This window comes from Citrobacter sp. Cpo148, assembly GCF_030332375.1.
GTDB classification, from domain to species: Bacteria; Pseudomonadota; Gammaproteobacteria; order Enterobacterales; family Enterobacteriaceae; genus Citrobacter; species Citrobacter portucalensis.
The window spans coordinates 214,672-237,090 of record NZ_JAOWHY010000042.1 but is presented as its reverse complement, the minus strand read 5'-3'; the positions used below and the strand labels follow the sequence as shown (position 1 = coordinate 237,090).

At 51.7% G+C, this 22,419-nt stretch carries 20 protein-coding genes; 9 read left to right on the top strand and 11 right to left on the bottom strand.

All coding sequences use genetic code 11. The features are described 5' to 3' along the window. Window positions 1–21 precede the first annotated feature (21 nt). A complete protein-coding gene (gene decR, locus OGY10_RS07755; RefSeq protein WP_003831023.1) occupies window positions 22–480 on the bottom strand; it encodes a DNA-binding transcriptional regulator DecR in 459 nt (152 codons plus the stop codon). A gap of 116 nt (window positions 481–596) precedes the next feature. Here decR and OGY10_RS07750 point away from each other — a divergent pair, with 116 nt between their 5' ends. Continuing rightward, on the top strand, window positions 597–1,652 hold the full coding sequence (locus OGY10_RS07750) for a PLP-dependent cysteine synthase family protein (RefSeq protein WP_220471131.1): 1,056 nt from the start codon (window positions 597–599) through the stop codon (window positions 1,650–1,652). 50 nt (window positions 1,653–1,702) lie between these two features. Here OGY10_RS07750 and cof read toward each other — a convergent pair whose 3' ends face one another. Beyond that, window positions 1,703–2,521, bottom strand: coding sequence for an HMP-PP phosphatase (gene cof / locus OGY10_RS07745; RefSeq protein WP_191226329.1), 819 nt, complete (start codon window positions 2,519–2,521; stop codon window positions 1,703–1,705). A 144-nt stretch (window positions 2,522–2,665) separates the two neighbouring features. Between cof and OGY10_RS07740 the strand changes: the two genes are divergently transcribed. Both OGY10_RS07740 and queC read left to right on the top strand, forming a co-directional pair. Further along, a complete protein-coding gene (locus tag OGY10_RS07740) occupies window positions 2,666–4,366 on the top strand; it encodes an SgrR family transcriptional regulator (protein ID WP_167820277.1) in 1,701 nt (566 codons plus the stop codon). Window positions 4,367–4,431: 65 nt separating this feature from the next. Then, window positions 4,432–5,127, top strand: coding sequence for a 7-cyano-7-deazaguanine synthase QueC (gene queC, locus OGY10_RS07735; protein WP_043015404.1), 696 nt, complete (start codon window positions 4,432–4,434; stop codon window positions 5,125–5,127). Window positions 5,128–5,232: 105 nt separating this feature from the next. On the opposite strand, the gene fadM is transcribed toward queC, so the two are convergent. The 9 genes from fadM to bolA form a co-directional block, all read right to left on the bottom strand. Then, window positions 5,233–5,631 (bottom strand): long-chain acyl-CoA thioesterase FadM, encoded by a 399-nt coding sequence (gene fadM / locus OGY10_RS07730; protein WP_003021636.1) that lies wholly within the window; start codon window positions 5,629–5,631, stop codon window positions 5,233–5,235. A 103-nt stretch (window positions 5,632–5,734) separates the two neighbouring features. Then, entirely contained in the window at window positions 5,735–6,112 is a 378-nt protein-coding gene (locus tag OGY10_RS07725) for a helix-hairpin-helix domain-containing protein (RefSeq protein WP_191226330.1), read from the bottom strand. A 146-nt stretch (window positions 6,113–6,258) separates the two neighbouring features. Further along, window positions 6,259–8,133, bottom strand: coding sequence for a peptidylprolyl isomerase (gene ppiD, locus OGY10_RS07720; protein ID WP_003831016.1), 1,875 nt, complete (start codon window positions 8,131–8,133; stop codon window positions 6,259–6,261). Window positions 8,134–8,401: 268 nt separating this feature from the next. Continuing rightward, complete coding sequence (gene hupB / locus OGY10_RS07715) at window positions 8,402–8,692, bottom strand: nucleoid-associated protein HU-beta (RefSeq protein WP_219352570.1); 291 nt, start codon at window positions 8,690–8,692, stop codon at window positions 8,402–8,404. Window positions 8,693–8,882: 190 nt separating this feature from the next. Beyond that, a complete protein-coding gene (lon, locus tag OGY10_RS07710) occupies window positions 8,883–11,237 on the bottom strand; it encodes an endopeptidase La (protein WP_003831014.1) in 2,355 nt (784 codons plus the stop codon). A 184-nt stretch (window positions 11,238–11,421) separates the two neighbouring features. Continuing rightward, window positions 11,422–12,696, bottom strand: coding sequence for an ATP-dependent protease ATP-binding subunit ClpX (gene clpX, locus OGY10_RS07705; RefSeq protein ID WP_003831013.1), 1,275 nt, complete (start codon window positions 12,694–12,696; stop codon window positions 11,422–11,424). 126 nt (window positions 12,697–12,822) lie between these two features. Continuing rightward, window positions 12,823–13,446 carry an ATP-dependent Clp endopeptidase proteolytic subunit ClpP gene (clpP, locus tag OGY10_RS07700; protein ID WP_003021624.1) on the bottom strand — a complete coding sequence of 208 codons (624 nt, stop codon included), beginning with the start codon at window positions 13,444–13,446 and terminating at the stop codon, window positions 12,823–12,825. A 247-nt stretch (window positions 13,447–13,693) separates the two neighbouring features. Then, window positions 13,694–14,992 (bottom strand): trigger factor, encoded by a 1,299-nt coding sequence (tig, locus tag OGY10_RS07695; protein WP_003021622.1) that lies wholly within the window; start codon window positions 14,990–14,992, stop codon window positions 13,694–13,696. 344 nt (window positions 14,993–15,336) lie between these two features. After that, window positions 15,337–15,654: a transcriptional regulator BolA gene (gene bolA, locus OGY10_RS07690; RefSeq protein ID WP_003021619.1), complete on the bottom strand. Its 318-nt coding sequence runs from the start codon at window positions 15,652–15,654 to the stop codon at window positions 15,337–15,339. A gap of 306 nt (window positions 15,655–15,960) precedes the next feature. On the opposite strand from bolA, the gene OGY10_RS07685 reads away from it, so the two are divergent. From OGY10_RS07685 to OGY10_RS07660, 6 genes are all read left to right on the top strand, one after another. Next, window positions 15,961–16,539 carry a lipoprotein gene (locus tag OGY10_RS07685; protein WP_032941838.1) on the top strand — a complete coding sequence of 193 codons (579 nt, stop codon included), beginning with the start codon at window positions 15,961–15,963 and terminating at the stop codon, window positions 16,537–16,539. A 44-nt stretch (window positions 16,540–16,583) separates the two neighbouring features. Continuing rightward, window positions 16,584–18,059: a muropeptide MFS transporter AmpG gene (ampG, locus tag OGY10_RS07680; RefSeq protein ID WP_191226331.1), complete on the top strand. Its 1,476-nt coding sequence runs from the start codon at window positions 16,584–16,586 to the stop codon at window positions 18,057–18,059. A gap of 460 nt (window positions 18,060–18,519) precedes the next feature. After that, complete coding sequence (gene cyoA, locus OGY10_RS07675) at window positions 18,520–19,467, top strand: cytochrome o ubiquinol oxidase subunit II (protein ID WP_032942534.1); 948 nt, start codon at window positions 18,520–18,522, stop codon at window positions 19,465–19,467. Window positions 19,468–19,486: 19 nt separating this feature from the next. Next, window positions 19,487–21,478 (top strand): cytochrome o ubiquinol oxidase subunit I, encoded by a 1,992-nt coding sequence (gene cyoB, locus OGY10_RS07670; RefSeq protein WP_003831008.1) that lies wholly within the window; start codon window positions 19,487–19,489, stop codon window positions 21,476–21,478. Continuing rightward, window positions 21,468–22,082, top strand: a complete 615-nt coding sequence (locus tag OGY10_RS07665) for a cytochrome o ubiquinol oxidase subunit III (RefSeq protein ID WP_003831007.1) — start codon at window positions 21,468–21,470, stop codon at window positions 22,080–22,082. The genes cyoB and OGY10_RS07665 overlap by 11 nt, the downstream gene beginning before the upstream one ends. Continuing rightward, window positions 22,082–22,411, top strand: coding sequence for a cytochrome o ubiquinol oxidase subunit IV (locus tag OGY10_RS07660; protein WP_003831006.1), 330 nt, complete (start codon window positions 22,082–22,084; stop codon window positions 22,409–22,411). Before OGY10_RS07665 ends, OGY10_RS07660 begins: the two co-directional genes overlap by 1 nt. Window positions 22,412–22,419 lie beyond the last annotated feature (8 nt).

Here is a 22,419-nt window from a genome sequence, read left to right as displayed (position 1 = left end):
CGGCAATAAGCGCCGGGAGAATTATTCAATAGGTAGAGCAGTTGTGTATTTAATCTGTTCCATGGCAAAGCTGGAGGTGACGTCAGACAGGCCCGGTACGCTGTTCACCAGGCGCTTATAGAATTCATCATAGCTTTTCATATCAGCAACCTGCACTCGCATCAGGTAGTCATACTCCCCTGCCATACGCCAGAACCCCAGAACCTCGGGCATTCCGGTCACTTCAGTGACAAAGCGGCAATACCATTCGCTGCTGTGATGCTGAGTTTTGATCAGCACAAACGCGGTGAGTCCCAGCCCCAGTTTTTCTGGATCCAACAGGGCGACTCTGCCCAGCAGGATACCGTCATCCTCGAGTCGTTTGAGACGTTTCCAGCAGGGGGTGGTAGTCAGATTAACGGCATCTGCTAATGCCTGCAAAGAAAGGGTGCAGTCCTGTTGCAGTAAGCCGAGTAGCTTGCGGTCAATTTTGTCTAACATATCCACTCCACAGAGAAGAATTTTCTCCTTACATTCTATTTTAAAGGCTAAATGGCAACAATTTTTTCCGTGCTTTTCGCTATTCTGGGCACAAAATGACAAATGGATATCTATTAATGATGAATAGCTCCTGGGTTAAAAACGCCATCAATGAAATCAACGCGGATTATCAGCGTTCTGCGGATACGCATCTCATTCGCCTGTCGCTACCGGCGTTCCCGGGCATTCAGCTCTATTTAAAAGATGAGAGCACGCATCCGACCGGGAGTCTGAAGCATCGTCTGGCGCGCTCACTGTTTCTGTACGGATTGTGCAATGGCTGGATCAAAGAAGGCACCACCATCATTGAATCATCGTCCGGTTCAACGGCGGTCTCTGAGGCTTATTTCGCTCGACTGCTAGGGTTGCCATTTATTGCCGTCATGCCTTCCTGTACGGCAAAACGTAAAGTTGAACAGATTGAATTTTACGGCGGTCGCTGTCATTTCGTGGAAAGCGCCTGCGAAATCTATGCGGCCTCTGAGCAACTGGCGCGTGAGCTGAACGGTCATTACATGGACCAGTTCACTTACGCTGAGCGCGCCACCGATTGGCGCGGCAATAATAATATCGCAGACAGCATCTTTCGTCAGATGCAGTGCGAGCCCAACCCCGTTCCCCGCCATATTGTGATGAGCGCCGGAACCGGTGGCACCTCAGCAACCATTGGCCGCTATATTCGCTGTCAGGGCTACGACACTCAACTGATGGTAGTGGACCCGGAAAACTCGGTCTTTCTGCCCTTCTGGCAGGATCGCGATGCCACGTTACGCAGCCCGGTAGGAAGTAAAATTGAAGGTATCGGGCGTCCGCGCGTAGAACCCTCTTTCATTCCTGACGTGGTCGATGAAATGCTGCGCGTGCCGGATGCCGCAAGCGTGGCCACCGCACACTGGCTGGAAACGCAGTTGGGCCGCAAGGTCGGCGCCTCTACCGGCACAAACATGTGGGGAACGCTACAACTTGCCGCCCGTATGCGCGATGCAGGCGTTACCGGTTCGCTGGTGACACTGTTGTGTGACAGCGGCGAACGCTATCTGGAAACCTACTACAACCCACAGTGGGTCGACGCGCACATCGGTGATTTAACGCCGTGGAAAGCGGAGCTTGCCCAACTACTGAACACCCATTAATGGGATAAAAAAAAGCCAGACGCGAAGTCTGGCTTGCTGGAAGGGATCTCTCATTCGGGGGAATAAGGTAGATGTGGATTGTCCAGCCAATGCGTCAAAAAGTGTGACACTGCCTGATTACGGCAATGCCCAATCACCGATAAATGAGGCAGTTCAGCAATCAGTTGCGGCATCGCGTTACCCATAATCAGGCCGCGCCCAACGCTGCCTAACATTTCGCGATCGTTCATGGCATCGCCAAACGCCATACACTCGGCCATTGAATAACCTAAATGGTCGCTCAACACCGCCAATGCCGATCCTTTATTACAGCCCAGCGGCAGCACCTCAAGGCAATCAAACGCGGAAAAACAGAGATTCGCCTGTTCACCCAGCGCTTCATTCAGTTGAATGCGCAATTGGATAAGAGAGTCATGATCGCCGCAGAAGCAGACTTTGGTGACCTGATGCGCCGGAATACGTTTCACATCGACGATCTGATAGCGAAATCCGCTATATACATGCGCCTGCAGCAGCGAGGGGATCTCTTGTCCGGTGAACCAGCCATTGTCATTAAAGACATGCATGCTGGCGGTACTGTCCCACTTCTGATGCAACACAATGTCCGCGACATTCGGATCCAGATCCTGACGGTGTAACACATCGCCCTCAAGAGAGTGAATGCGCGTGCCATTACCCGTGATCAAAAAGGCGTCCAGTGAGATCGAGCCTAAAATATGGCGCATCTCAAGCACATGGCGACCGGTAGCAAATGTCAGAGTAATATCGCGTTCACGCAGGCGCGACAGCGTTGAAAGCGTTTCGTCACCTAAATGGTGATTCGGCATCAAAAGGGTGCCATCCATATCAAATGCAGCCAGACGAGCCATTTCTTTCTCCACACTGTGACGCGGTTAACTTGTGATCCAGTATCACCTGAGATATACGGAAGTAATAGTGAATAGATAAAATGAATTGTTCCGGGTTTCTCTACGCATAAACCGTTAACGAACATCCTGAAGGAAAAAGTATCAATGCGTCTGCTTAATCGCCTGAACCAGTACCAACGCCTGTGGCTGCCCTCGAACGGCGAACCGCAGTCGGTGACCGTCGGGGAACTGGCCGAACGCTGTTTTTGTAGCGAACGCCATGTGCGTACCCTGCTAAAGCAAGCGCAGGATGCGGGCTGGCTGGAGTGGCATGCCCAGTCGGGGCGCGGGAAACGCGGGCAGCTGCGGTTTTTAGTGACGCCAGATTCACTGCGCAACACCATGATGGAACAGGCCCTGCAAAAGGGAGAGCAGCTTAGCGTACTGGAACTGGCTCAGCTGGCGCCGGGCGAATTGAGAACACTGCTACAACCGTTTATGGGCGGTCAGTGGCAAAACGACACGCCAACCCTGCGTATACCCTATTACCGCCCGCTCGACCCCTTGCACCCCGGGTTTCTCCCCGGTCGCGCGGAGCAACACCTCGCTGGACAAGTTTTCTCTGGCCTGACCCGGTTTGACAGCACTACGCAACGTCCCTGTGGAGACTTAGCCCACCACTGGAATATCTCCGCTGACGGCCTGCGCTGGGATTTCTATATTCGTTCCACCCTGTACTGGCATAACGGCGATGCGGTCAGCAGCACACAGCTACATCAGCAGTTGCTGAAGCTGTTAGAACTCCCCGCGCTGAATAAGCTGTTTATCAGCGTAAAGCGCATTGAGGTGACGCATCCCCAGTGTCTGACCTTTATTCTGCATCGTCCCGACTTCTGGTTGGCGCACCGTCTGGCAAGCTACAGCAGTCACCTGGCGCATCCTGAGCACCCGTTTGTGGGTACCGGCCCGTTCCGGCTGACGCTGTTTACTCCTGAGCTGGTGCGTATCGAGAGTCACGATCACTACCATCTGAGTCATCCGCTGCTAAAAGCCATTGAATACTGGATAACCCCGCAGCTCTTCTCCCAGGATCTGGGCACCAGCTGTCGCCATCCGGTGCAAATTGCGATTGGTAAACCCGAAGAGTTGCCTATGCTAAGCCAGGTAAGCAGCGGGATCAGTCTTGGTTTTTGCTATCTCACGCTCAGAAAAAGCGCGCGACTGAATACGCAGCAGGCCCGTAGACTAATAAATATCATCCACCGTTCTTCCCTGCTACAAACGCTTGAAGTGGATGAAAATCTGATCACGCCAAGCAATGCACTGCTCCCCGGATGGACTATCCCGCAATGGGATGAACTCGACGAGGTAGCGCTGCCGGAAAAGCTGACGCTGGCTTATCACCTGCCGGTAGAACTTCACGCTATGGCTGAACAGCTTCGCCAGGCGTTGGCGCTGCTCGGCTGTGAATTAACGCTTATTTTTCATAATGCTAAAAACTGGGATGGCGATCATCCCTTAGCCCAGGCCGACCTGATGATGGGCGACAGGCTGATTGGTGAGGCACCTGAATATACTCTCGAACAGTGGTTGCGCTGTGATCAGCTCTGGTCACATGTATTGAATGCGCCAACATACACACATTTGCAAACGACCCTGGATGCCCTTCAAATTCAGGCCGATGAGGACGATCGCCACGCGGCTTTACAACAAGTTTTCGCCACGCTAATGCATGACGCTACCCTGACGCCACTGTTCAATTATCACTATCGCATCAGCGCACCACCGGGCGTGAACGGCGTACGCCTGAATCCTCGTGGCTGGTTCGAGTTTACCGAAGCCTGGCTGCCACCTCCTTCCGCGTGAAGAAGCTGGTCGACGGCACGCCCAGGCGCTACCATAAGGGCTTCGTTATTTTGTCAGGAAAAGCCATGAAACGTGCCGTTGTTGTATTCAGTGGAGGTCAGGACTCCACGACTTGTCTGGCGCAAGCGCTGCATCAGTATGATGAAGTGCACTGCGTGACCTTTGATTATGGTCAGCGCCATCGCGCTGAGATTGATGTCGCACGTGACCTGGCCTTAAAACTTGGCGCGCGCGCGCACAAAGTGCTTGATGTCACATTGCTCAGTGAACTGGCTGTCAGCAGCCTGACCCGCGATAACATTCCAGTACCCGATTACGAACCGGATGCGAACGGCATTCCCAATACCTTTGTGCCAGGACGCAATATTCTGTTCTTAACGCTGGCAGCAATTTACGCGTACCAGGTGCAGGCAGAGGCGGTCATTACCGGCGTTTGTGAGACCGATTTCTCCGGCTATCCGGACTGTCGCGACGAGTTCGTTAAAGCCCTGAACCATGCTGTAAGCCTGGGGATGGCGAAAGATATTCGCTTTGAAACCCCACTGATGTGGATCGATAAAGCCGAAACCTGGGCACTGGCCGATTATTGGGGCAAGCTGGACCTGGTACGCGAAGAAACTCTGACCTGCTATAACGGCATCAAAGGTGACGGTTGCGGTCACTGTGCGGCGTGTAATCTGCGTGCCAACGGCCTGAACCATTATCTGGCGGATAAATCGGCAGTAATGGCGGCAATGAAGCAGAAAACCGGGTTAAAGTGATTGTATTGCCGGATGGCGCTTTGCTTATCCGGCCTACATGCAGTTGCAGCAACTCTTGTAGGCCGGATAAGACGCTTGAGCGTCGCCTTCCGGCAGTCGCAGCCACTACTGCACCATCTGCTCCAGTTTTTCGCGCAACTCCCCTTCCAGCGGCAACGCTTTTTGCGTTTTCAAATCAATACAGACGAACGTAATCAGCGCGTCTGCCACCACCTGCCCTTCTGGCTCCAGGGTAATGGTCTGGTTTAACACGCCACTTTTGCCATTTAACTGTTGAACCTGACTGGTGATAGTCAGCAGGTCGCTCAGCACCGCAGGACGGCGGTAGTTGATATTAATATTCACGACCACAAAAGCGATGTTGTGTGCGGTCATCCACTGAAAGCTGTCGCTGTTTTCCAGACCATCCCAGCGGGCCTCTTCCAGAAACTCCAGATAGCGGGCATTGTTAACGTGCTGATAGACATCAAGGTGAAAACCACGAACTTTGATTTGTGTTTGCATAGCGCAGGAGCCTTACGTTGTTTTTATAGGAACAGATTTTTGGGTAAAGAGGTCATAACTGGTATGACCTCTACAGTCTGGCAAACTTTCAGCGCTCTGCAAGTTATTGAAGTGTTAAAACTGCCAGGTTACGCTCAACCAGTGAACTGCCCATGCCCGGCACCTGCTTTAAATCGTCCACCGTTTTAAACGGCCCGTACTCCTCACGATAGCTCACAATCGCCTGCGCTTTCTTTAGACCCACGCCATTCATAACTCGCGCTAAATCCTCCGCAGAAGCGTTGTTGATGCTTACCCTGGTGCCCTCATCGTCGCTTGCTTTAGCGGGCTGTGTGGCTTTGCTTTGTGCCGCCCCTGGGTTTTCCGCTTTGGTTTGAGTCGCCTGGCTTTTGGCGACAGGCTCAGCCGCCAATGCGGTTTGGGCCATACCAGCGCAGGTCAATGAAAGAGTGATAAGCAGAGCTTTGATTCCATGTTTCATACTGTTTTCTCCTTGTTTGTTAACAGTGGAATCACGATAGCGAGGTGCAGAACGGCAGACAAACGGCAAATATCAGAAATGGAAAAGGCCGCGAAAGCGGCCTTTGGTAGATACAACTTTTTGCAATTTTTTGCGAACTGCCTCGGTTATTGCTGCTGTTCCAGCGCATCCCCGATTTTAATTTTTGCGGCTTTACGCAGGTTGCTCATCAGCGCTTCGAAGACAATCTGCGCGTTGTTCTGAGTGATCCCCTGAACCATCGCTTTCTTCTGCGCTTCAGGCATAGAACCGGCTTTCACCTCGTCCAACGCCAACAGAACAACGTTACCCTGCATGTCGTTCGCGACGCCGTAGCTCGGTTTGTCTTTCGCCGGCAGGCTCAGACCAAAGGCAGCCTGGCTCAGCGGATCCTGACCCGTACGGCTCAGCGTTTTCGCCTCGCCAAAGCTCAGACCCGCCGCTTTCATCGCTTCATCGCCTTTACCGGCTTTCAGATCCGCCAGCAGTTTATCGGCATCAAGCTTCGCCTGCTGCTCTGCTTTATTGTGCTTAACGAGCGCAGTTACCTGCTCTTTCACTTCAGCCAGTGGCTTCACGGCTTCGGCTTTGTGCTCTGCAATACGCAGCACGAACGCACGATCGCCGTCCACGGTGATGATATCGGAGTTACTGCCAGGCGTACCGTTCTCACCAACCAGTCCACCATTGAAAATGATGTCAGCGACTGGTTTGAAATTCAGTTCTTCCGGCAGGCTGTCACGGCTAAACCAGCCCGTTTCAACCGCTTTCATACCCGCAGCCTGCTCTGCACCCGCCAGAGATTCGTTATCATTGCTGGCCGCGTCGCTGACTTTCTGCTGCAGCGCATAGTACGCATCCAGCGCTTTTTCCTGCTTCACTTTTGCCGCAATCTCGTCACGGGCTTCGCTCAGCGGTTTAACTTGCGCAGGCTGTACGTCGTCAAGACGCGCAACGAGGAAACCAACGGAAGACTTAATTACGCCAGACAGTTGGCCTTTTTCTTTCAGACCAGCATTTTTCAGCTCATCCGGGGTGGTGGAATCTTCCAGCCATCCCATATCGCCGCCTTTACGGGCAGAGATGATATCGGCAGATTTTTCTTTCGCCAGCGCAGCAAAATCACCGCCTTTGTTCAGCTCGTCCAGTACCGCTTTGGCTTCATCTTCCGTTTTGGTCTGAATGATGCTGTAGCGGTTACGCTGCGGCTGAGTGAACTGATCCTGATGCTGGTCATAGTAAGACTGAATATCAGCATCGCTGGCCGTCTCCTGCATTGCAGCAGCGTCCAGCTTGATGTAGCTCACGCGGAACTGTTCCGGCGTCATAAAGTTGTTTTTATTCTGCTCGTAGTAGCTGGCAACTTCCTGCTCGGTAACAGACTGCTTCGCGGCCAGTGCGTTAACGTCAATCGTCGCCTCGCGCACGATACGCTGCTGTGCGACCAGCGCCGCCAGTTCGTCCGTTTCACCTTTCAGCATGAAGTCCGTACCGGCAACACCGTTAATCAGCTGCTGTGTCGTAAGCTGATTACGTAATGCCTGAGCGTACTGGTCTGCAGTCATTCCCATTTGATTGACAATCGCGTTGTAGCGGTTGTTATCAAACTTGCCGTCCACCTGGAACGCAGGCGTGGCGAAAATGGCCTGTTTAACCTGATCGTCGCTGATGTTGAGCTTAAGCTCGCGGGAATACTGATCCAGCAGTGCTTCGTCAACAAGACGATTCAGCACCTGCTGACGCAGCGTTTTCATATAACCTTCGTTCGCGGCCAGCTCGGAGTATTGATCGCCCAGCTGTTGCTGCATGCGGTTACGTTCGCTGTTGAACGCATTCTCGAACTGCCCGCGGCTGATCTCCTGGCCATTCACTTTGGCGGCGAAGTTATTGCCTCCGCCAATCAGGTAACCACTCACGCCGGTCAAAATGAACGACACGATAATGATACCGAAAATAATCTTGAGCACGAGACTGTTAGCAGCCGTGCGTAAGCTGTCCATCATGGTGTAACCACACTCCGCTGTAGATGACTATACGCGTTATCCTCTCTGCTGCCCCCGCGTTGATGACAACAACGGCAACAAGGATTTTGAGTATATATGCTTCACGCAGCATAGCGTTTCCTGAACGCTGCGCACAAAGGTCTATTGTGACAAGAAACAGGGGCAATTGTCAGCCCACAACGCGTAGAAAGTACCGGAATTACAAATAAAAAAGGCACATCAGTCGATGCGCCCTTGTACTTCGTCACATCCCCAAAGGGGAAATCACTTAGTTTACCGCGTCTTTCAGTGCTTTACCTGCACGGAAGCCCGGTACTTTAGCCGCGGCAATGGTGATCTCTTTACCTGTTTGCGGGTTGCGACCAGTACGGGCAGCACGCTCTTTAACGGCAAAAGTACCAAAACCTACCAGCGCTACGTCATCACCTTCTTTCAGAGATTCGGTAACAGAAGCAATAATTGCATCTAACGCACGTCCAGCCGCAGCTTTAGAGATATCAGCCCCTGCAGCAATTTTGTCGATCAGTTGAGATTTATTCACTCTTCTCTTCCTCTTTATAATTTATATCGCACCTGAATCCTTCAAAGTGCGACCGCGCAGCAGTTATATCAGGCCTGCCATGCCCTTACAACACCCGTTAATGATGGCAAGCCTAATCCGTTATCTAAATTAGCTATACAAAAAAAGGCTGGCAAGCCCGAAATGGCCTGCCAGCCCTGTTTTTATTAATGCTCTTTGCGCGAGGTCACTATTTTGCCGTCACAACCTGCATTCCAGAGGGTTCATTTTGCAACGCAAGAGTCAGAACTTCCTCAATACGTTTCACCGGGTGAATATTAAGATCGGCAATTACGTTGTCCGGAATCTCTTCCAGGTCACGTTTGTTCTCATCGGGAATTAAGACCGTCTTAATGCCGCCACGGTGTGCCGCCAGCAGTTTTTCTTTCAAACCACCGATAGGCAGAACCTGACCACGCAGGGTGATCTCACCCGTCATCGCCACGTCGGCGCGAACTGGGTTACCGGTAAGACAAGACACCAGCGCAGTACACATAGCAATACCCGCACTTGGACCGTCTTTCGGCGTAGCCCCTTCAGGTACGTGAACGTGGATGTCGCGTTTTTCGTAAAAGTCCGGGTTAATACCCAGTTTTTCCGCACGAGCGCGCACCACGGTCAGCGCAGCCTGAATCGACTCCTGCATGACTTCACCCAGAGAACCGGTGTAGGTCAACTTACCTTTACCCGGTACGCAGGCGGTTTCGATGGTCAGCAGATCGCCGCCCACTTCCGTCCACGCCAGACCCGTCACCTGACCAACGCGGTTTTCGTTGTCCGCGCGGCCATAGTCAAAGCGCTGTACACCCAGATAGTCGTGCAGGTTGTCGCCATTGATCTCAATATGTTTCAGCGATTTATCCAGCAGCAGCTGTTTCACCGCTTTACGGCACAGTTTAGAGATTTCACGTTCCAGACTACGCACACCTGCTTCACGGGTGTAGTAACGAATAATGCCCACAATGGCGCTATCGTCGACCGTCAGCTCACCTTTTTTCAGCGCATTACGCTCAATCTGTTTCGGCAACAGGTGACGTTTGGCAATGTTCAGCTTTTCGTCTTCGGTATAACCGGACAGACGGATCACTTCCATACGATCCAGCAACGGTGCCGGAATATTCATGGAGTTAGAGGTCGCAACAAACATCACGTCGCTGAGATCGTAGTCCACTTCCAGGTAGTGATCGCTGAACGCCACGTTCTGCTCTGGATCCAGCACTTCAAGCAGTGCGGAAGCCGGATCGCCACGCATGTCGGAAGACATTTTGTCGATCTCATCAAGCAGGAACAGCGGGTTTTTAACGCCCACTTTGGCCATTTTCTGGATCAGTTTACCCGGCATAGAACCGATATAGGTCCGGCGGTGACCGCGAATTTCGGCTTCATCACGCACGCCGCCCAGCGCCATACGGATGTATTTACGCCCAGTTGCCTTAGCGATGGACTGCCCCAGAGAGGTTTTACCTACCCCCGGCGGTCCAACCAGACACAGGATCGGCCCCTTGATTTTATTTACACGGCTTTGAACCGCGAGATACTCAAGGATACGGTCTTTGACGCGCTCCAGACCATAATGGTCGGTATCGAGGATTTCCTGCGCCTGACGCAGGTCTTTTTTGACCTTGCTACGCGCATTCCACGGCACCTGTACCATCCAGTCGATGTAGCCACGCACCACGGTCGCTTCCGCCGACATAGGAGACATCATTTTCAGCTTCTGCAGTTCTGCTTCCGCTTTCTCTTTTGCCTCTTTCGGCATTTTCGCCGCGTCGATTTTACGCTTCAACGCTTCGTTTTCGTCCGGTGCATCGTCCATCTCACCGAGTTCTTTCTGAATAGCTTTCATCTGCTCGTTCAGATAGTACTCGCGCTGAGATTTTTCCATCTGCTTTTTCACACGGTTGCGAATGCGTTTCTCAACCTGCAGCAGATCGATTTCAGATTCCATCATCGCCATCAGATATTCCAGACGTTCGTTAACGTCGGACATCTCCAGCACGGACTGCTTGTCAGCCAGCTTCAGCGGCATGTGTGCAGCGATGGTATCCGCCAGACGTGCAGGATCGTCAATGCTGTTCAGCGACGTCAGCACTTCTGGTGGGATTTTCTTGTTCAGCTTGATATAGCCTTCGAACTGGCTGATAGCGGTACGCACCAGCACTTCCTGTTCGCGCTCATCAATAGCAGGCGAGTCAAGGTACTCTGCTTTCGCAGAGAAATGCTCGCCGTTGTCAGACAGCGCAGAAATACGCGCACGCTGTAACCCCTCGACCAGCACTTTTACGGTGCCGTCAGGCAGTTTCAGCATCTGCAAAATAGAGGCCACGGTCCCGACGGTGAAAAGATCGTTTACACCCGGCTCATCCGTTGACGCTTCTTTCTGTGCGACCAGCATGATTTTTTTATCATGGTCCATAGCCGCTTCCAGACAACGGATAGATTTTTCCCGCCCTACAAATAAGGGTATGACCATGTGCGGATAAACCACCACATCGCGCAACGGCAATACGGGGATTTCAATGCGTTCAGAACGCTCAGGATTCATAGAGCTCTCTCTTAGTTTAGTTTCCGCCAGGTAATCAGATGGTACGACTGTGCTTCACACCACCTTTAACATGTATGTCAGTATATGGGGATGTTTCCCACACATTCAACGCCATGTTTACGGAAAAATAAAAGGGGAGATAAAATCCCCCCTTTTTAATTAAATGTCTGTATGAATTGATGAATTATTCGCCAGATGCCTGCTGCGCTTCCGGCTTACCGTAAATCAGCAATGGCTTGCTCTGACCGCCAATCACCGACTCATCGATCACCACTTTTTCGACGTCTTCCATAGAAGGCAGATCGTACATGGTGTCGAGCAGCGCGGCTTCGACGATAGAACGCAGACCACGAGCACCGGTTTTACGCGCCATCGCTTTCTTGGCGATCGCATCCAGCGCTTCCTCACGGAATTCCAGATCGACACCTTCAAGATTGAACAGCGCCTGGTACTGCTTGGTCAGGGCGTTTTTCGGCTCTTTGAGGATCTGGATCAACGCTTCTTCGCTCAGCTCGCTCAGCGTTGCCACAACCGGCAGACGACCGATGAACTCAGGGATCAGACCAAATTTGATCAGATCTTCCGGTTCGACCTGCGACAGCAGTTCACCTTCGCTGGCTTTATCAGACTGTGCTTTTACCGTTGCGCCAAAACCAATGCCGGAGCCGGTTTCAACACGGTTAGCAATGACTTTATCCAGACCGGCAAATGCACCACCGCAGATAAACAGGATCTTGGAGGTATCAACCTGCAGGAATTCCTGCTGAGGATGTTTACGACCACCCTGTGGCGGAACGGCAGCAACCGTCCCTTCGATCAGTTTCAACAGCGCCTGCTGTACGCCTTCGCCGGAAACGTCACGGGTAATAGATGGGTTATCAGACTTACGAGAAATCTTGTCGATCTCATCGATATAGACGATCCCACGCTGTGCTTTCTGCACGTCGTAATCGCACTTCTGCAACAGCTTCTGAATAATATTTTCAACATCTTCACCCACATAACCGGCTTCGGTCAGCGTGGTGGCATCAGCCATAGTGAACGGAACGTCCAGCAGGCGCGCCAGCGTTTCAGCCAGCAGCGTTTTACCGGAACCCGTCGGGCCAATCAGCAGGATGTTACTTTTGCCCAACTCGACGCCATTGCTGGTGTCGCCGTTGCGCAGACGTTTGTAATGGTTGTATACCGCGACCGCCAGCACTTTCTTCGCCTGCTCCTGACCGATAACGTAATCGTCCAGGTGGTTGCGAATTTCATGTGGCGTTGGCAGCGCACTGCGTTCACGGTGCGGTGCTACTTCCTTAATCTCTTCGCGAATGATGTCGTTGCATAAATCAACACATTCGTCGCAGATATACACGGATGGACCGGCAATCAGCTTACGCACTTCATGCTGGCTTTTGCCGCAAAAAGAGCAGTACAACAATTTGCCCGAGCCATCTTTGCGTTTATCTGTCATGGGTCAAAACCTCTTCTTTGTTCTTTGTGCCGCACACGACGACGCAAATGCCATTCTCAGGCGCAAGACGCTAGTCAGCGTTGTGCCGCTCCAGGTAATTATAGCGGCACACCTGCGCACTGGGCATTAATTACGATGGGTCAAAATCGAGTCGACCAGACCGTACTCTACCGCTTCAGAAGCGGAGAGGAAGCGATCGCGCTCGGTATCACGTTCAATCTGCTCAAGAGATTGACCCGTATGATGCGCCATAAGTTCGTTCATGCGCCCTTTTACCTTCAGGATTTCACGGGCATGAATTTCAATATCCGTTGCCTGGCCCTGGTAACCGCCCAGAGGCTGGTGGATCATGACGCGAGAGTTAGGCAGGCAAAAACGTTTGCCTTTCGCCCCGGCGGTCAGCAGGAACGCACCCATTGAGGCCGCCTGGCCCATACAAATGGTGCTGACGTCCGGCTTAATAAACTGCATGGTGTCATAGATAGACATCCCGGCAGTGATCACTCCACCAGGGGAGTTGATGTACAGGTAGATATCTTTTTCTGGGTTTTCTGCTTCCAGGAACAGCATCTGCGCCACGATCAGGTTAGCCATATGGTCTTCGACCTGGCCGGTCAGAAAAATGACGCGTTCCTTAAGTAGACGAGAATAGATATCAAAAGAGCGCTCACCACGTGAGGTCTGTTCAATGACCATCGGCACCAGCGCCATATGGGGTGCAAAGTTATCTCGTTCGCCGCTGTATGACATTTCCGTCTCCTGGATAAAATTTGAAAAAACCTGCTGTGCTGATTGTAACCTTATGGACGGATTATCAGCTAGTCCCTCAGTAATGGGTACGACATCGCCATAATTCAAGCATAACAATCTTTTGTTGTAACGCTAACACTGAAACGCTGTTTTCGCACTCTTCCCATGCAAAATGCGTGACAAAAAAAAACCCGCCACCAAAAGGTGACGGGCTTGCGTACGAAATTCGAGCTAAAAAAGCGACGAATTACGCCTGCTGGTTCATCAGTTCATTGAAGGAAGTGGCTTTTTCAGTCACTTTCGCTTTCGCCAGAACGGCTTCAACAGCCTGCTCTTCCAGAGCGACGTTACGCATGTTGTCCATCAGCTCTTTGTTTTTGCTGTAGAACTCAACAACTTCTTTCGGATCTTCGTAAGCAGAAGCCATCTCTTCGATCAGGCCTTTAACGCGATCTTCGTCAGCTTTCAGTTCGTTGGTACGAATCACTTCGCCCAGCAGCAGACCAACTACTACGCGACGCTTAGCCTGTTCTTCGAACAGTTCACGCGGCAGTTCCAGAGCTTGTTTCTCGTTGCCGCCGAAACGTTGTGCAGCCTGACGACGCAGAACGTCGATTTCGCTGTCGATCAGAGCAGCCGGAACGTCGATGTCGTTAGCTTTTACCAGACCTTCGATCGCCTGAGACTTAACGCGGTTACGCACAGCGCCTTTCAGCTCGCGTTCCATGTTTTTACGGACTTCAGCGCGCAGACCTGCTACGGAACCATCTTCAACGCCGAAACGTTTGATGAATTCTTCAGTCAGTTCTGGCAGTTCGCGTTCTTCAACTTTCTTCAGGTTGATAACGAACTTCGCAGCTTTACCTTTCAGGTTTTCAGCGTGGTATTCTTCCGGGAAGGTCACGTCGATAGTGAACTCTTCGCCAGCTTTGTGGCCTTTAACGCCTTCTTCAAAGCCCGGGATCATACGACCCTGGCCCATCGCCAGTACGAAGTCAGACGCTTTGCCGCCTTCGAACTCTTCGCCGTCTACAGAACCGGTGAAGTCGATGGTTACACGGTCTTCTGCATCAGCAGCGCCGTCTTTGTCTTTCCAGGTAGCCTGCTGCTTGCGCAGGGTGTCCAGCATTACGTCAACGTCAGCGTCGGTAACTTCAACAACCGGTTTTTCAACTTCGATTGCTTCCAGGCCAGTCAGCTCAACTTCCGGGTAAACTTCAAACTCTACCGCGTAAGTAAAATCTTCACCCAGTTTGTATTCGCCCGGAACGTAGTTCGGTGCGCCAGCCGGATTGATTTTTTCTTTGATGATCGCGTCAACGAAGTTGCGGCTCATCAGGTCACCCAGAACGTCCTGGCGAACAGACGCGCCATAACGCTGAGCAACAACATTCATCGGTACTTTTCCTTTGCGGAAACCGTCAATACGCACTTTCTTCGCTACGTTGACCAGCTCGCTTTTCACAGCGGTCTCGATGCTGTCAGCAGCGATAGTAATCGTTACACGGCGGCCAAGGCCTTGAGTGGTTTCAACTGAAACTTGCATCTTGTTACCTCAAAAAATCACAGTGCTCGGTCAACTCTTCTCCGCAAGCACAGGTTGTTGGCTTCGCGGAACTGGGATGTTCTCATAAGCAATCACATTCCCTGTCGTCAGAATCATCCCGAAGACATTCCGAAAAATAAGACGCGCATTATAGCGGCATCACTTTTATGAGTCGAGAACGGTTATCGCGCGTTGCTGCGGCTTTTTTCACAATTCCCGGCTAATTTTTGTCTGAATACTGTACGACTGCCCCAGAATTCAGACAAAACAAAACGGCCCGCAGGCCGTTTTCACATAATCTGTAGCAACATACTGGAAAAGCGTCGGTTGTTGCAAATCCGTTTTTACGCGATGCTTCCCGCTCCACGACACGGAGGCGATGCAAAAATCGTATCCTGCAACGCTTCCCACTCCTTAATAGTGTAGGTATGCAGGGCAAGCGCATGAACGGTTGTGGAAAGCTCCGCCGTTAACGTGCTGTAAATCATCCGATGACGATTAAGAAAACGTTCACCTGTAAAGCGATCGCTAACCAGTACAACCTTAAAGTGGCTTTCAGAACCAGCCGGGACATTGTGACGATAGCTTTCATCCACAACTTCGAGGAACACGGGTTCGAACGCTGCCCTTAATTTTTCTTCTATTTGCTCACGAATCATCATGAAATTTTTCCTCCGACAACGCTGAGATGTCACCCATCCCTTTAAATACTAGCCGCTTTTACCGTTTTCATTACACCTTAGCAACAAAAAATTAGCGCTTGCCTGATTTTCTCATTCAAACGGATGAAGTTCACTGATTCCTCACTCCAATTTATTGCAAAAAGTCCGTTTATAGTCTCCACAAAGTCATAAAACGGACAACACAATGAATTTACATGCGTTACCCACTTCCCCTCATCGTTGGCGATGTTATGATGGCGGGAATTTTCTCTAACCATACAATTTAGATTCGCTGAGAGCCCTGGCATGTTTAAAAAAATCCTCGTCCCGTTTGTCGCACTGTTTATGTTAGCTGGATGCGCAACGCCGCCGACTACTATTGAAGTCTCCCCGAAAATTACCCTGCCGCAGCAGGACCCGAGCCTGATGGGTGTGACCGTTAGCATCAACGGTGCCGACCAGCGCCAGGATCAAGCGCTGGCAAAAGTCACCCGTGACAACCAGCTGGTAACCCTGACCGCGTCCCGCGATCTGCGTTTCCTGCTACAAGAAGTGCTGGAAAAACAGATGACCGCACGTGGTTATATGATTGGACCAAACGGTGCAGTCAACCTGCAAATCATTGTTAACCAGCTGTATGCTGACGTGTCTCAGGGTAGCGTGCGCTATAACATCGCAACCAAAGCAGACATCGCCATCATCGCGACCGCCGCCAACGGCAACAAGATGACCAAAAACTACCGCGCAAGCTATTCTGTTGAAGGTGCCCTGCAGGCCTCTAACAAAAATATCGCTAACGCCGTTAACAGCGTACTGACCGACACCATCGCTGATATGTCTCAGGACACCAGCGTTCACGATTTCATCAAGCAGAACGCTCGTTAATTTCTGCCCATATGGCCCGGCGCTCGTCGGGCCTATAGAAGCCCATGTCCAGTCAATACTTACGTATTTTTCAGCAACCACGTTCAGCTATCCTGCTCATTCTGGGGTTCGCCTCCGGTTTACCGCTCGCACTCACCTCCGGTACGCTTCAGGCGTGGATGACAGTCGAGAATATCGATCTTAAAACCATCGGTTTCTTTTCCCTGGTCGGTCAGGCCTACGTATTTAAATTTCTCTGGTCCCCGTTGATGGACCGTTACACGCCACCGTTTTTAGGTCGACGTCGCGGCTGGCTGCTGGCGACCCAGGTGCTGTTGTTAATTTCTATCGCCGCGATGGGCTTTCTGGAGCCTGGCACACAGTTACGCTGGATGGCCGCACTCGCAGTAGTGATCGCTTTTTGCTCGGCATCGCAGGATATCGTCTTTGATGCCTGGAAAACCGACGTATTGCCCGCAGAAGACCGCGGCACCGGCGCAGCTATCAGCGTGCTGGGCTATCGACTAGGGATGCTGGTTTCAGGCGGATTGGCCTTGTGGATGGCCGATCGCTGGCTGGGCTGGCAAGGGATGTACTGGCTGATGGCTGCGCTGTTGATTCCCTGTATCATCGCCACCCTGTTAGCACCTGAACCGACTGACACCATTCCAGTGCCTAAAACGCTGGAACAGGCGGTTGCGGCTCCGCTGCGAGACTTCTTTGGTCGTAACAACGCATGGCTGATCCTGCTGCTTATTGTGCTGTATAAGCTCGGGGATGCTTTCGCCATGAGCCTGACCACCACCTTTTTAATCCGCGGCGTTGGGTTTGATGCGGGTGAAGTTGGCGTGGTGAATAAGACGCTGGGGCTACTGGCCACCATTGTTGGCGCGCTGTACGGTGGGATCCTGATGCAGCGCCTTTCGCTGTTTCGCGCCTTGCTTATTTTCGGCATCCTGCAAGGGGCGTCGAATGCGGGCTACTGGCTACTGTCCATCACTGACAAACACATGTTCAGCATGGCGGCGGCCGTCTTCTTTGAAAACCTGTGCGGCGGAATGGGCACGGCGGCATTTGTCGCTTTATTAATGACGCTGTGCAATAAGTCCTTCTCAGCGACCCAGTTCGCCCTGCTCTCCGCGCTTTCAGCCGTTGGTCGCGTTTACGTTGGCCCGGTAGCGGGTTGGTTTGTCGAAGCACACGGCTGGCCGACGTTTTATCTGTTCTCCGTATTTGCCGCGATCCCCGGCCTGATACTGCTGCTGGTATGTCGCCAGACCCTGGAACATAGCTGGCAAAATGAAAGCTTTATTCCGCGTACGGAATTTCGTGGAGCATACAGTCTGGCATTAATGACGTTGGTAGTGGGCTGCTGCCTGCTGCTGGTTTGGCTGCTGCTGTTAACCATGAACGCGATGGATTACACCAACTTCTCCTTCCTGCCGGAACTGCTTGAAGTCTCAGTGGTAGTCGCGGTCTGCGGGGTCGTTTTTGGTGGATTGCTTGATTATCTGGCATTGCGCAAAACCCGTCTGGCGTAAAAAAACCGCATTAATATCGCCGTTGTAATCACCCTGCGTAATTATAACGGCGAAATAAGCAACAACTGCTAAAAATAATATTTGTTATTTTGTGCGCCAAAGAATTTGGAAATTATTGACGCCTTTTATATATACTATTTCCCTTACTCGATTCAGCCACGAAAGATTTATTTTTTGTTCCTCAATTGTCCATTTATTGATAATCAATTGTTAAGCAATTGTTTTATTTTCGTATTGGTTATACCAATTGCCCTCAGTACGCCCCCCACCTGCCCGCTTTCGTTATAACGTGATGTTGCAACAGGTTCTTAAAGCCAAAGCGACATATATTGCAACATATGTGACATGCACGGCAGAACCCAGTAACACAGATCTAGAGATGTTTACAGTAATGTAACCTTCCCGTAAAATGCCCTCACACTTTAAACGCCACCCGGTCCCGTGGAATTGAGGTCGTTAAATGAGACTCAGGAAATACAATAAAAGTTTGGGATGGTTGTCATTAATTGCAGGCACTGCATTACTCAGTGGCTGTAATTCTGCGCTGCTTGACCCTAAAGGACAGATTGGACTGGAACAACGGTCATTGATACTGACGGCATTTGGCCTGATGTTGATTGTCGTTATTCCCGCCATCTTGATGGCTGTTGGTTTTGCCTGGAAGTATCGTGCAAGCAATAAAGATGCGAAGTACAGCCCGAACTGGTCACACTCCAATAAAGTGGAAGCTGTGGTCTGGACGGTGCCGATCTTAATCATCATTTTCCTTGCCGTTCTGACCTGGAAAACCACTCACGCTCTTGAGCCAAGCAAACCGCTGGCGCATGACGAGAAGCCCATTACCATCGAAGTGGTTTCCATGGACTGGAAATGGTTCTTCATCTATCCGGAACAGGGTATCGCTACCGTGAATGAAATCGCCTTCCCGGCGAATACTCCGGTTGAATTCAAAGTGACTTCCAACTCCGTGATGAACTCCTTCTTTATCCCGCGTCTGGGTAGCCAGATTTATGCCATGGCCGGTATGCAGACTCGACTGCATCTGATCGCCAACGAAGTCGGTACTTATGATGGTATCTCCGCAAGTTATAGCGGACCAGGCTTCTCCGGTATGAAGTTCAAGGCTATCGCAACAAAGGACCGCGCCGAATTCGACCAATGGGTTGCTAAAGCTAAACAGTCCACGAACACCATGAGCGACATGGCAGCGTTCGAGAAAGTGGCTGCGCCAAGCGAATACAACCAGGTGGAATACTTCTCCAACGTGAAACCGGATTTGTTTAAAGACGTTATTAACAAATTTATGGCTCACGGTAAGAGCATGGACATGACCCAACCCGAAGGTGAGCACAGCGCACACGAAGGAATGGAAGGCATGGACATGAGCCACGCGGAATCCGCTCACTAAGGGGCCGAGGAAGAATACGATGTTCGGAAAATTGACGCTGGATGCAGTTCCGTTCCATGAACCTATTGTCATGGTTACGATTGCTGCCATTATCATCGGTGGTGCGGCCTTACTGGGCCTTATCACTTACTTCGGTAAGTGGACCTACCTGTGGAAAGAGTGGCTGACTTCTGTTGACCACAAACGCCTTGGCATCATGTATGTCATCGTCGCAATCGTCATGTTGATTCGTGGCTTTGCCGACGCCATCATGATGCGTAGTCAGCAAGCGCTGGCTTCTGCAGGTGAAGCGGGCTTCCTGCCACCTCACCACTACGACCAGATCTTCACGGCTCACGGCGTGATTATGATCTTCTTCGTGGCAATGCCATTTGTTATCGGTCTGATGAACCTGGTGGTTCCGCTGCAGATCGGCGCACGTGACGTTGCATTCCCGTTCCTGAACAACCTGAGCTTCTGGTTTACCGTTGTCGGCGTAATCCTGGTTAACCTTTCTCTGGGCGTGGGTGAATTCGCGCAGACCGGTTGGCTGGCGTATCCGCCACTTTCGGGAATAGAGTACAGTCCAAGCGTCGGGGTCGACTATTGGATATGGGCAGTCCAGTTGTCCGGTATTGGTACAACTCTGACCGGTATCAACTTCTTTGTGACCATCATTAAGATGCGTGCACCAGGAATGACCATGTTCAAGATGCCAGTGTTTAGCTGGGCATCTCTGTGTGCAAACATCCTGATTATCGCTTCTTTCCCAATCCTGACGGTTACCGTCGCGTTGCTGACCCTGGATCGCTATCTGGGCACCCATTTCTTTACCAACGATATGGGCGGCAACATGATGATGTACATCAACCTGATTTGGGCCTGGGGCCATCCGGAAGTGTACATTCTGGTTCTGCCAGTCTTCGGCGTGTTCTCCGAAATCGCAGCAACCTTCTCGCGTAAACGTCTGTTTGGTTACACCTCGCTGGTGTGGGCAACCGTGTGTATCACCGTTCTGTCGTTCGTTGTTTGGCTGCACCACTTCTTCACCATGGGTGCAGGCGCTAACGTAAACGCCTTCTTCGGTATCACCACCATGATTATCGCCATCCCGACCGGGGTGAAGATCTTCAACTGGCTGTTCACCATGTATCAGGGCCGTATCGTATTCCACTCAGCAATGCTGTGGACGATTGGCTTTATCGTCACCTTCTCAGTCGGCGGCATGACCGGTGTACTGCTGGCGGTGCCGGGTGCGGACTTCGTTCTGCACAACAGTCTGTTCCTGATTGCGCACTTCCATAACGTTATCATCGGCGGTGTCGTATTTGGATGCTTCGCTGGTATGACCTACTGGTGGCCAAAAGCGTTTGGCTTCACGCTGAACGAAACCTGGGGTAAACGCGCATTCTGGTTCTGGATCATCGGCTTCTTCGTAGCATTTATGCCGCTGTACGTGCTGGGCTTCATGGGTATGACCCGTCGCCTCAGCCAGCAGATTGATCCACAGTTCCATCCGATGCTGGTCGTTGCCGCCTGCGGCGCCGCGCTGATTGCACTGGGTATCCTGTGCCAGCTGATTCAGATCTTCGTTTCTATTCGCGACCGCGAGCAGAACCGTGACCTGACCGGTGACCCATGGGGTGGTCGTACGCTGGAGTGGGCAACCTCTTCCCCGCCTCCGTTCTATAACTTTGCCGTTGTGCCGCACGTTCACGAGCGTGATGCCTTCTGGGAAATGAAAGAAAAAGGTGAAGCGTACAAGCAGCCTGCGCACTATGAAGAAATTCATATGCCGAAGAACAGCGGTGCCGGTATCGTCATTACCGCCTTCGCAACACTGTTTGGTTTCGCCATGATCTGGCATATCTGGTGGCTGGCGATTGCAAGCTTCGCAGGCATGATCATCAGCTGGATTGTGAAAAGCTTTGATGAAGACGTGGATTACTACGTGCCGGTCCCGGAAGTCGAAAAACTGGAAAACCAGCATTTCGATGAGATTACTAAGGCAGGGCTGAAAAATGGCAACTGATACTTTAACGCACGCGACTGCCCACGCGCACGAACACGGGCACCACGATGCAGGCCAGACCAAGATCTTCGGATTCTGGGTCTACCTGATGAGCGACTGCATTCTGTTCTCTATTCTGTTTGCAACCTATGCCGTTCTGGTGAACGGCACCGCAGGTGGCCCGACAGGTAAGGACATTTTTGAACTGCCGTTCGTTCTGGTTGAAACATTCCTGCTGTTATTCAGCTCCATTACTTACGGCATGGCAGCGATTGCCATGTACAAGAACAACAAGAGCCAGGTTATCTCCTGGCTGGCGTTGACCTTCTTGTTCGGTGCCGGATTCATCGGGATGGAACTCTATGAATTCCATCACCTGATTGTTAACGGTATGGGCCCGGATCGCAGCGGCTTCCTGTCTGCGTTCTTCGCGCTGGTCGGTACTCACGGTCTGCACGTCACCTCCGGTCTTATCTGGATGGCTGTGCTGATGGTGCAAGTTGCTCGTCGCGGCCTGACCAGTACTAACCGTACCCGCATCATGTGCCTGAGCCTGTTCTGGCACTTCCTGGATGTGGTGTGGATCTGTGTGTTCACTGTTGTTTATCTGATGGGGGCGATGTAATGAGTCATTCTAACGAGAGCGGCGGCGCATCCCATGGCAGCGTAAAAACCTACATGACAGGTTTTATCCTGTCGATCATCCTGACGGTCATTCCGTTTTGGATGGTGATGACAGGTTCTGCCTCACCGGCCGTCATTCTGGGAACTATTCTGGCAATGGCAGTGGTACAGATTCTGGTGCACCTGGTGTGCTTCCTGCACATGAATAGCAAATCTGATGAAGGTTGGAACATGACGGCCTTTGTCTTTACTGTGCTAATCATCGCCATCCTGGTTGTGGGCTCCATCTGGATTATGTGGAACCTTAACTACAACATGATGATGCACTAAGAGCGGCG

Bases quoted from the DNA above. Each gene is read 5' to 3' on its own strand.
- decR (WP_003831023.1), bottom strand. From the start codon at position 480: ATGTTAGACAAAATTGACCGCAAGCTACTCGGCTTACTGCAACAGGAC.
- ampG (WP_191226331.1), top strand. From the start codon at position 16,584: ATGTCCAGTCAATACTTACGTATTTTTCAGCAACCACGTTCAGCTATC.
- cyoA (WP_032942534.1), top strand. From the start codon at position 18,520: ATGAGACTCAGGAAATACAATAAAAGTTTGGGATGGTTGTCATTAATT.
- clpP (WP_003021624.1), bottom strand. From the start codon at position 13,446: ATGTCATACAGCGGCGAACGAGATAACTTTGCACCCCATATGGCGCTG.
- fadM (WP_003021636.1), bottom strand. From the start codon at position 5,631: ATGCAAACACAAATCAAAGTTCGTGGTTTTCACCTTGATGTCTATCAG.
- ppiD (WP_003831016.1), bottom strand. From the start codon at position 8,133: ATGATGGACAGCTTACGCACGGCTGCTAACAGTCTCGTGCTCAAGATT.
- OGY10_RS07740 (WP_167820277.1), top strand. From the start codon at position 2,666: ATGCGTCTGCTTAATCGCCTGAACCAGTACCAACGCCTGTGGCTGCCC.
- OGY10_RS07750 (WP_220471131.1), top strand. From the start codon at position 597: ATGATGAATAGCTCCTGGGTTAAAAACGCCATCAATGAAATCAACGCG.
- cyoB (WP_003831008.1), top strand. From the start codon at position 19,487: ATGTTCGGAAAATTGACGCTGGATGCAGTTCCGTTCCATGAACCTATT.
- OGY10_RS07665 (WP_003831007.1), top strand. From the start codon at position 21,468: ATGGCAACTGATACTTTAACGCACGCGACTGCCCACGCGCACGAACAC.
- queC (WP_043015404.1), top strand. From the start codon at position 4,432: ATGAAACGTGCCGTTGTTGTATTCAGTGGAGGTCAGGACTCCACGACT.
- OGY10_RS07660 (WP_003831006.1), top strand. From the start codon at position 22,082: ATGAGTCATTCTAACGAGAGCGGCGGCGCATCCCATGGCAGCGTAAAA.
- clpX (WP_003831013.1), bottom strand. From the start codon at position 12,696: ATGACAGATAAACGCAAAGATGGCTCGGGCAAATTGTTGTACTGCTCT.
- cof (WP_191226329.1), bottom strand. From the start codon at position 2,521: ATGGCTCGTCTGGCTGCATTTGATATGGATGGCACCCTTTTGATGCCG.
- tig (WP_003021622.1), bottom strand. From the start codon at position 14,992: ATGCAAGTTTCAGTTGAAACCACTCAAGGCCTTGGCCGCCGTGTAACG.
- lon (WP_003831014.1), bottom strand. From the start codon at position 11,237: ATGAATCCTGAGCGTTCTGAACGCATTGAAATCCCCGTATTGCCGTTG.
- bolA (WP_003021619.1), bottom strand. From the start codon at position 15,654: ATGATGATTCGTGAGCAAATAGAAGAAAAATTAAGGGCAGCGTTCGAA.
- OGY10_RS07725 (WP_191226330.1), bottom strand. From the start codon at position 6,112: ATGAAACATGGAATCAAAGCTCTGCTTATCACTCTTTCATTGACCTGC.
- OGY10_RS07685 (WP_032941838.1), top strand. From the start codon at position 15,961: ATGTTTAAAAAAATCCTCGTCCCGTTTGTCGCACTGTTTATGTTAGCT.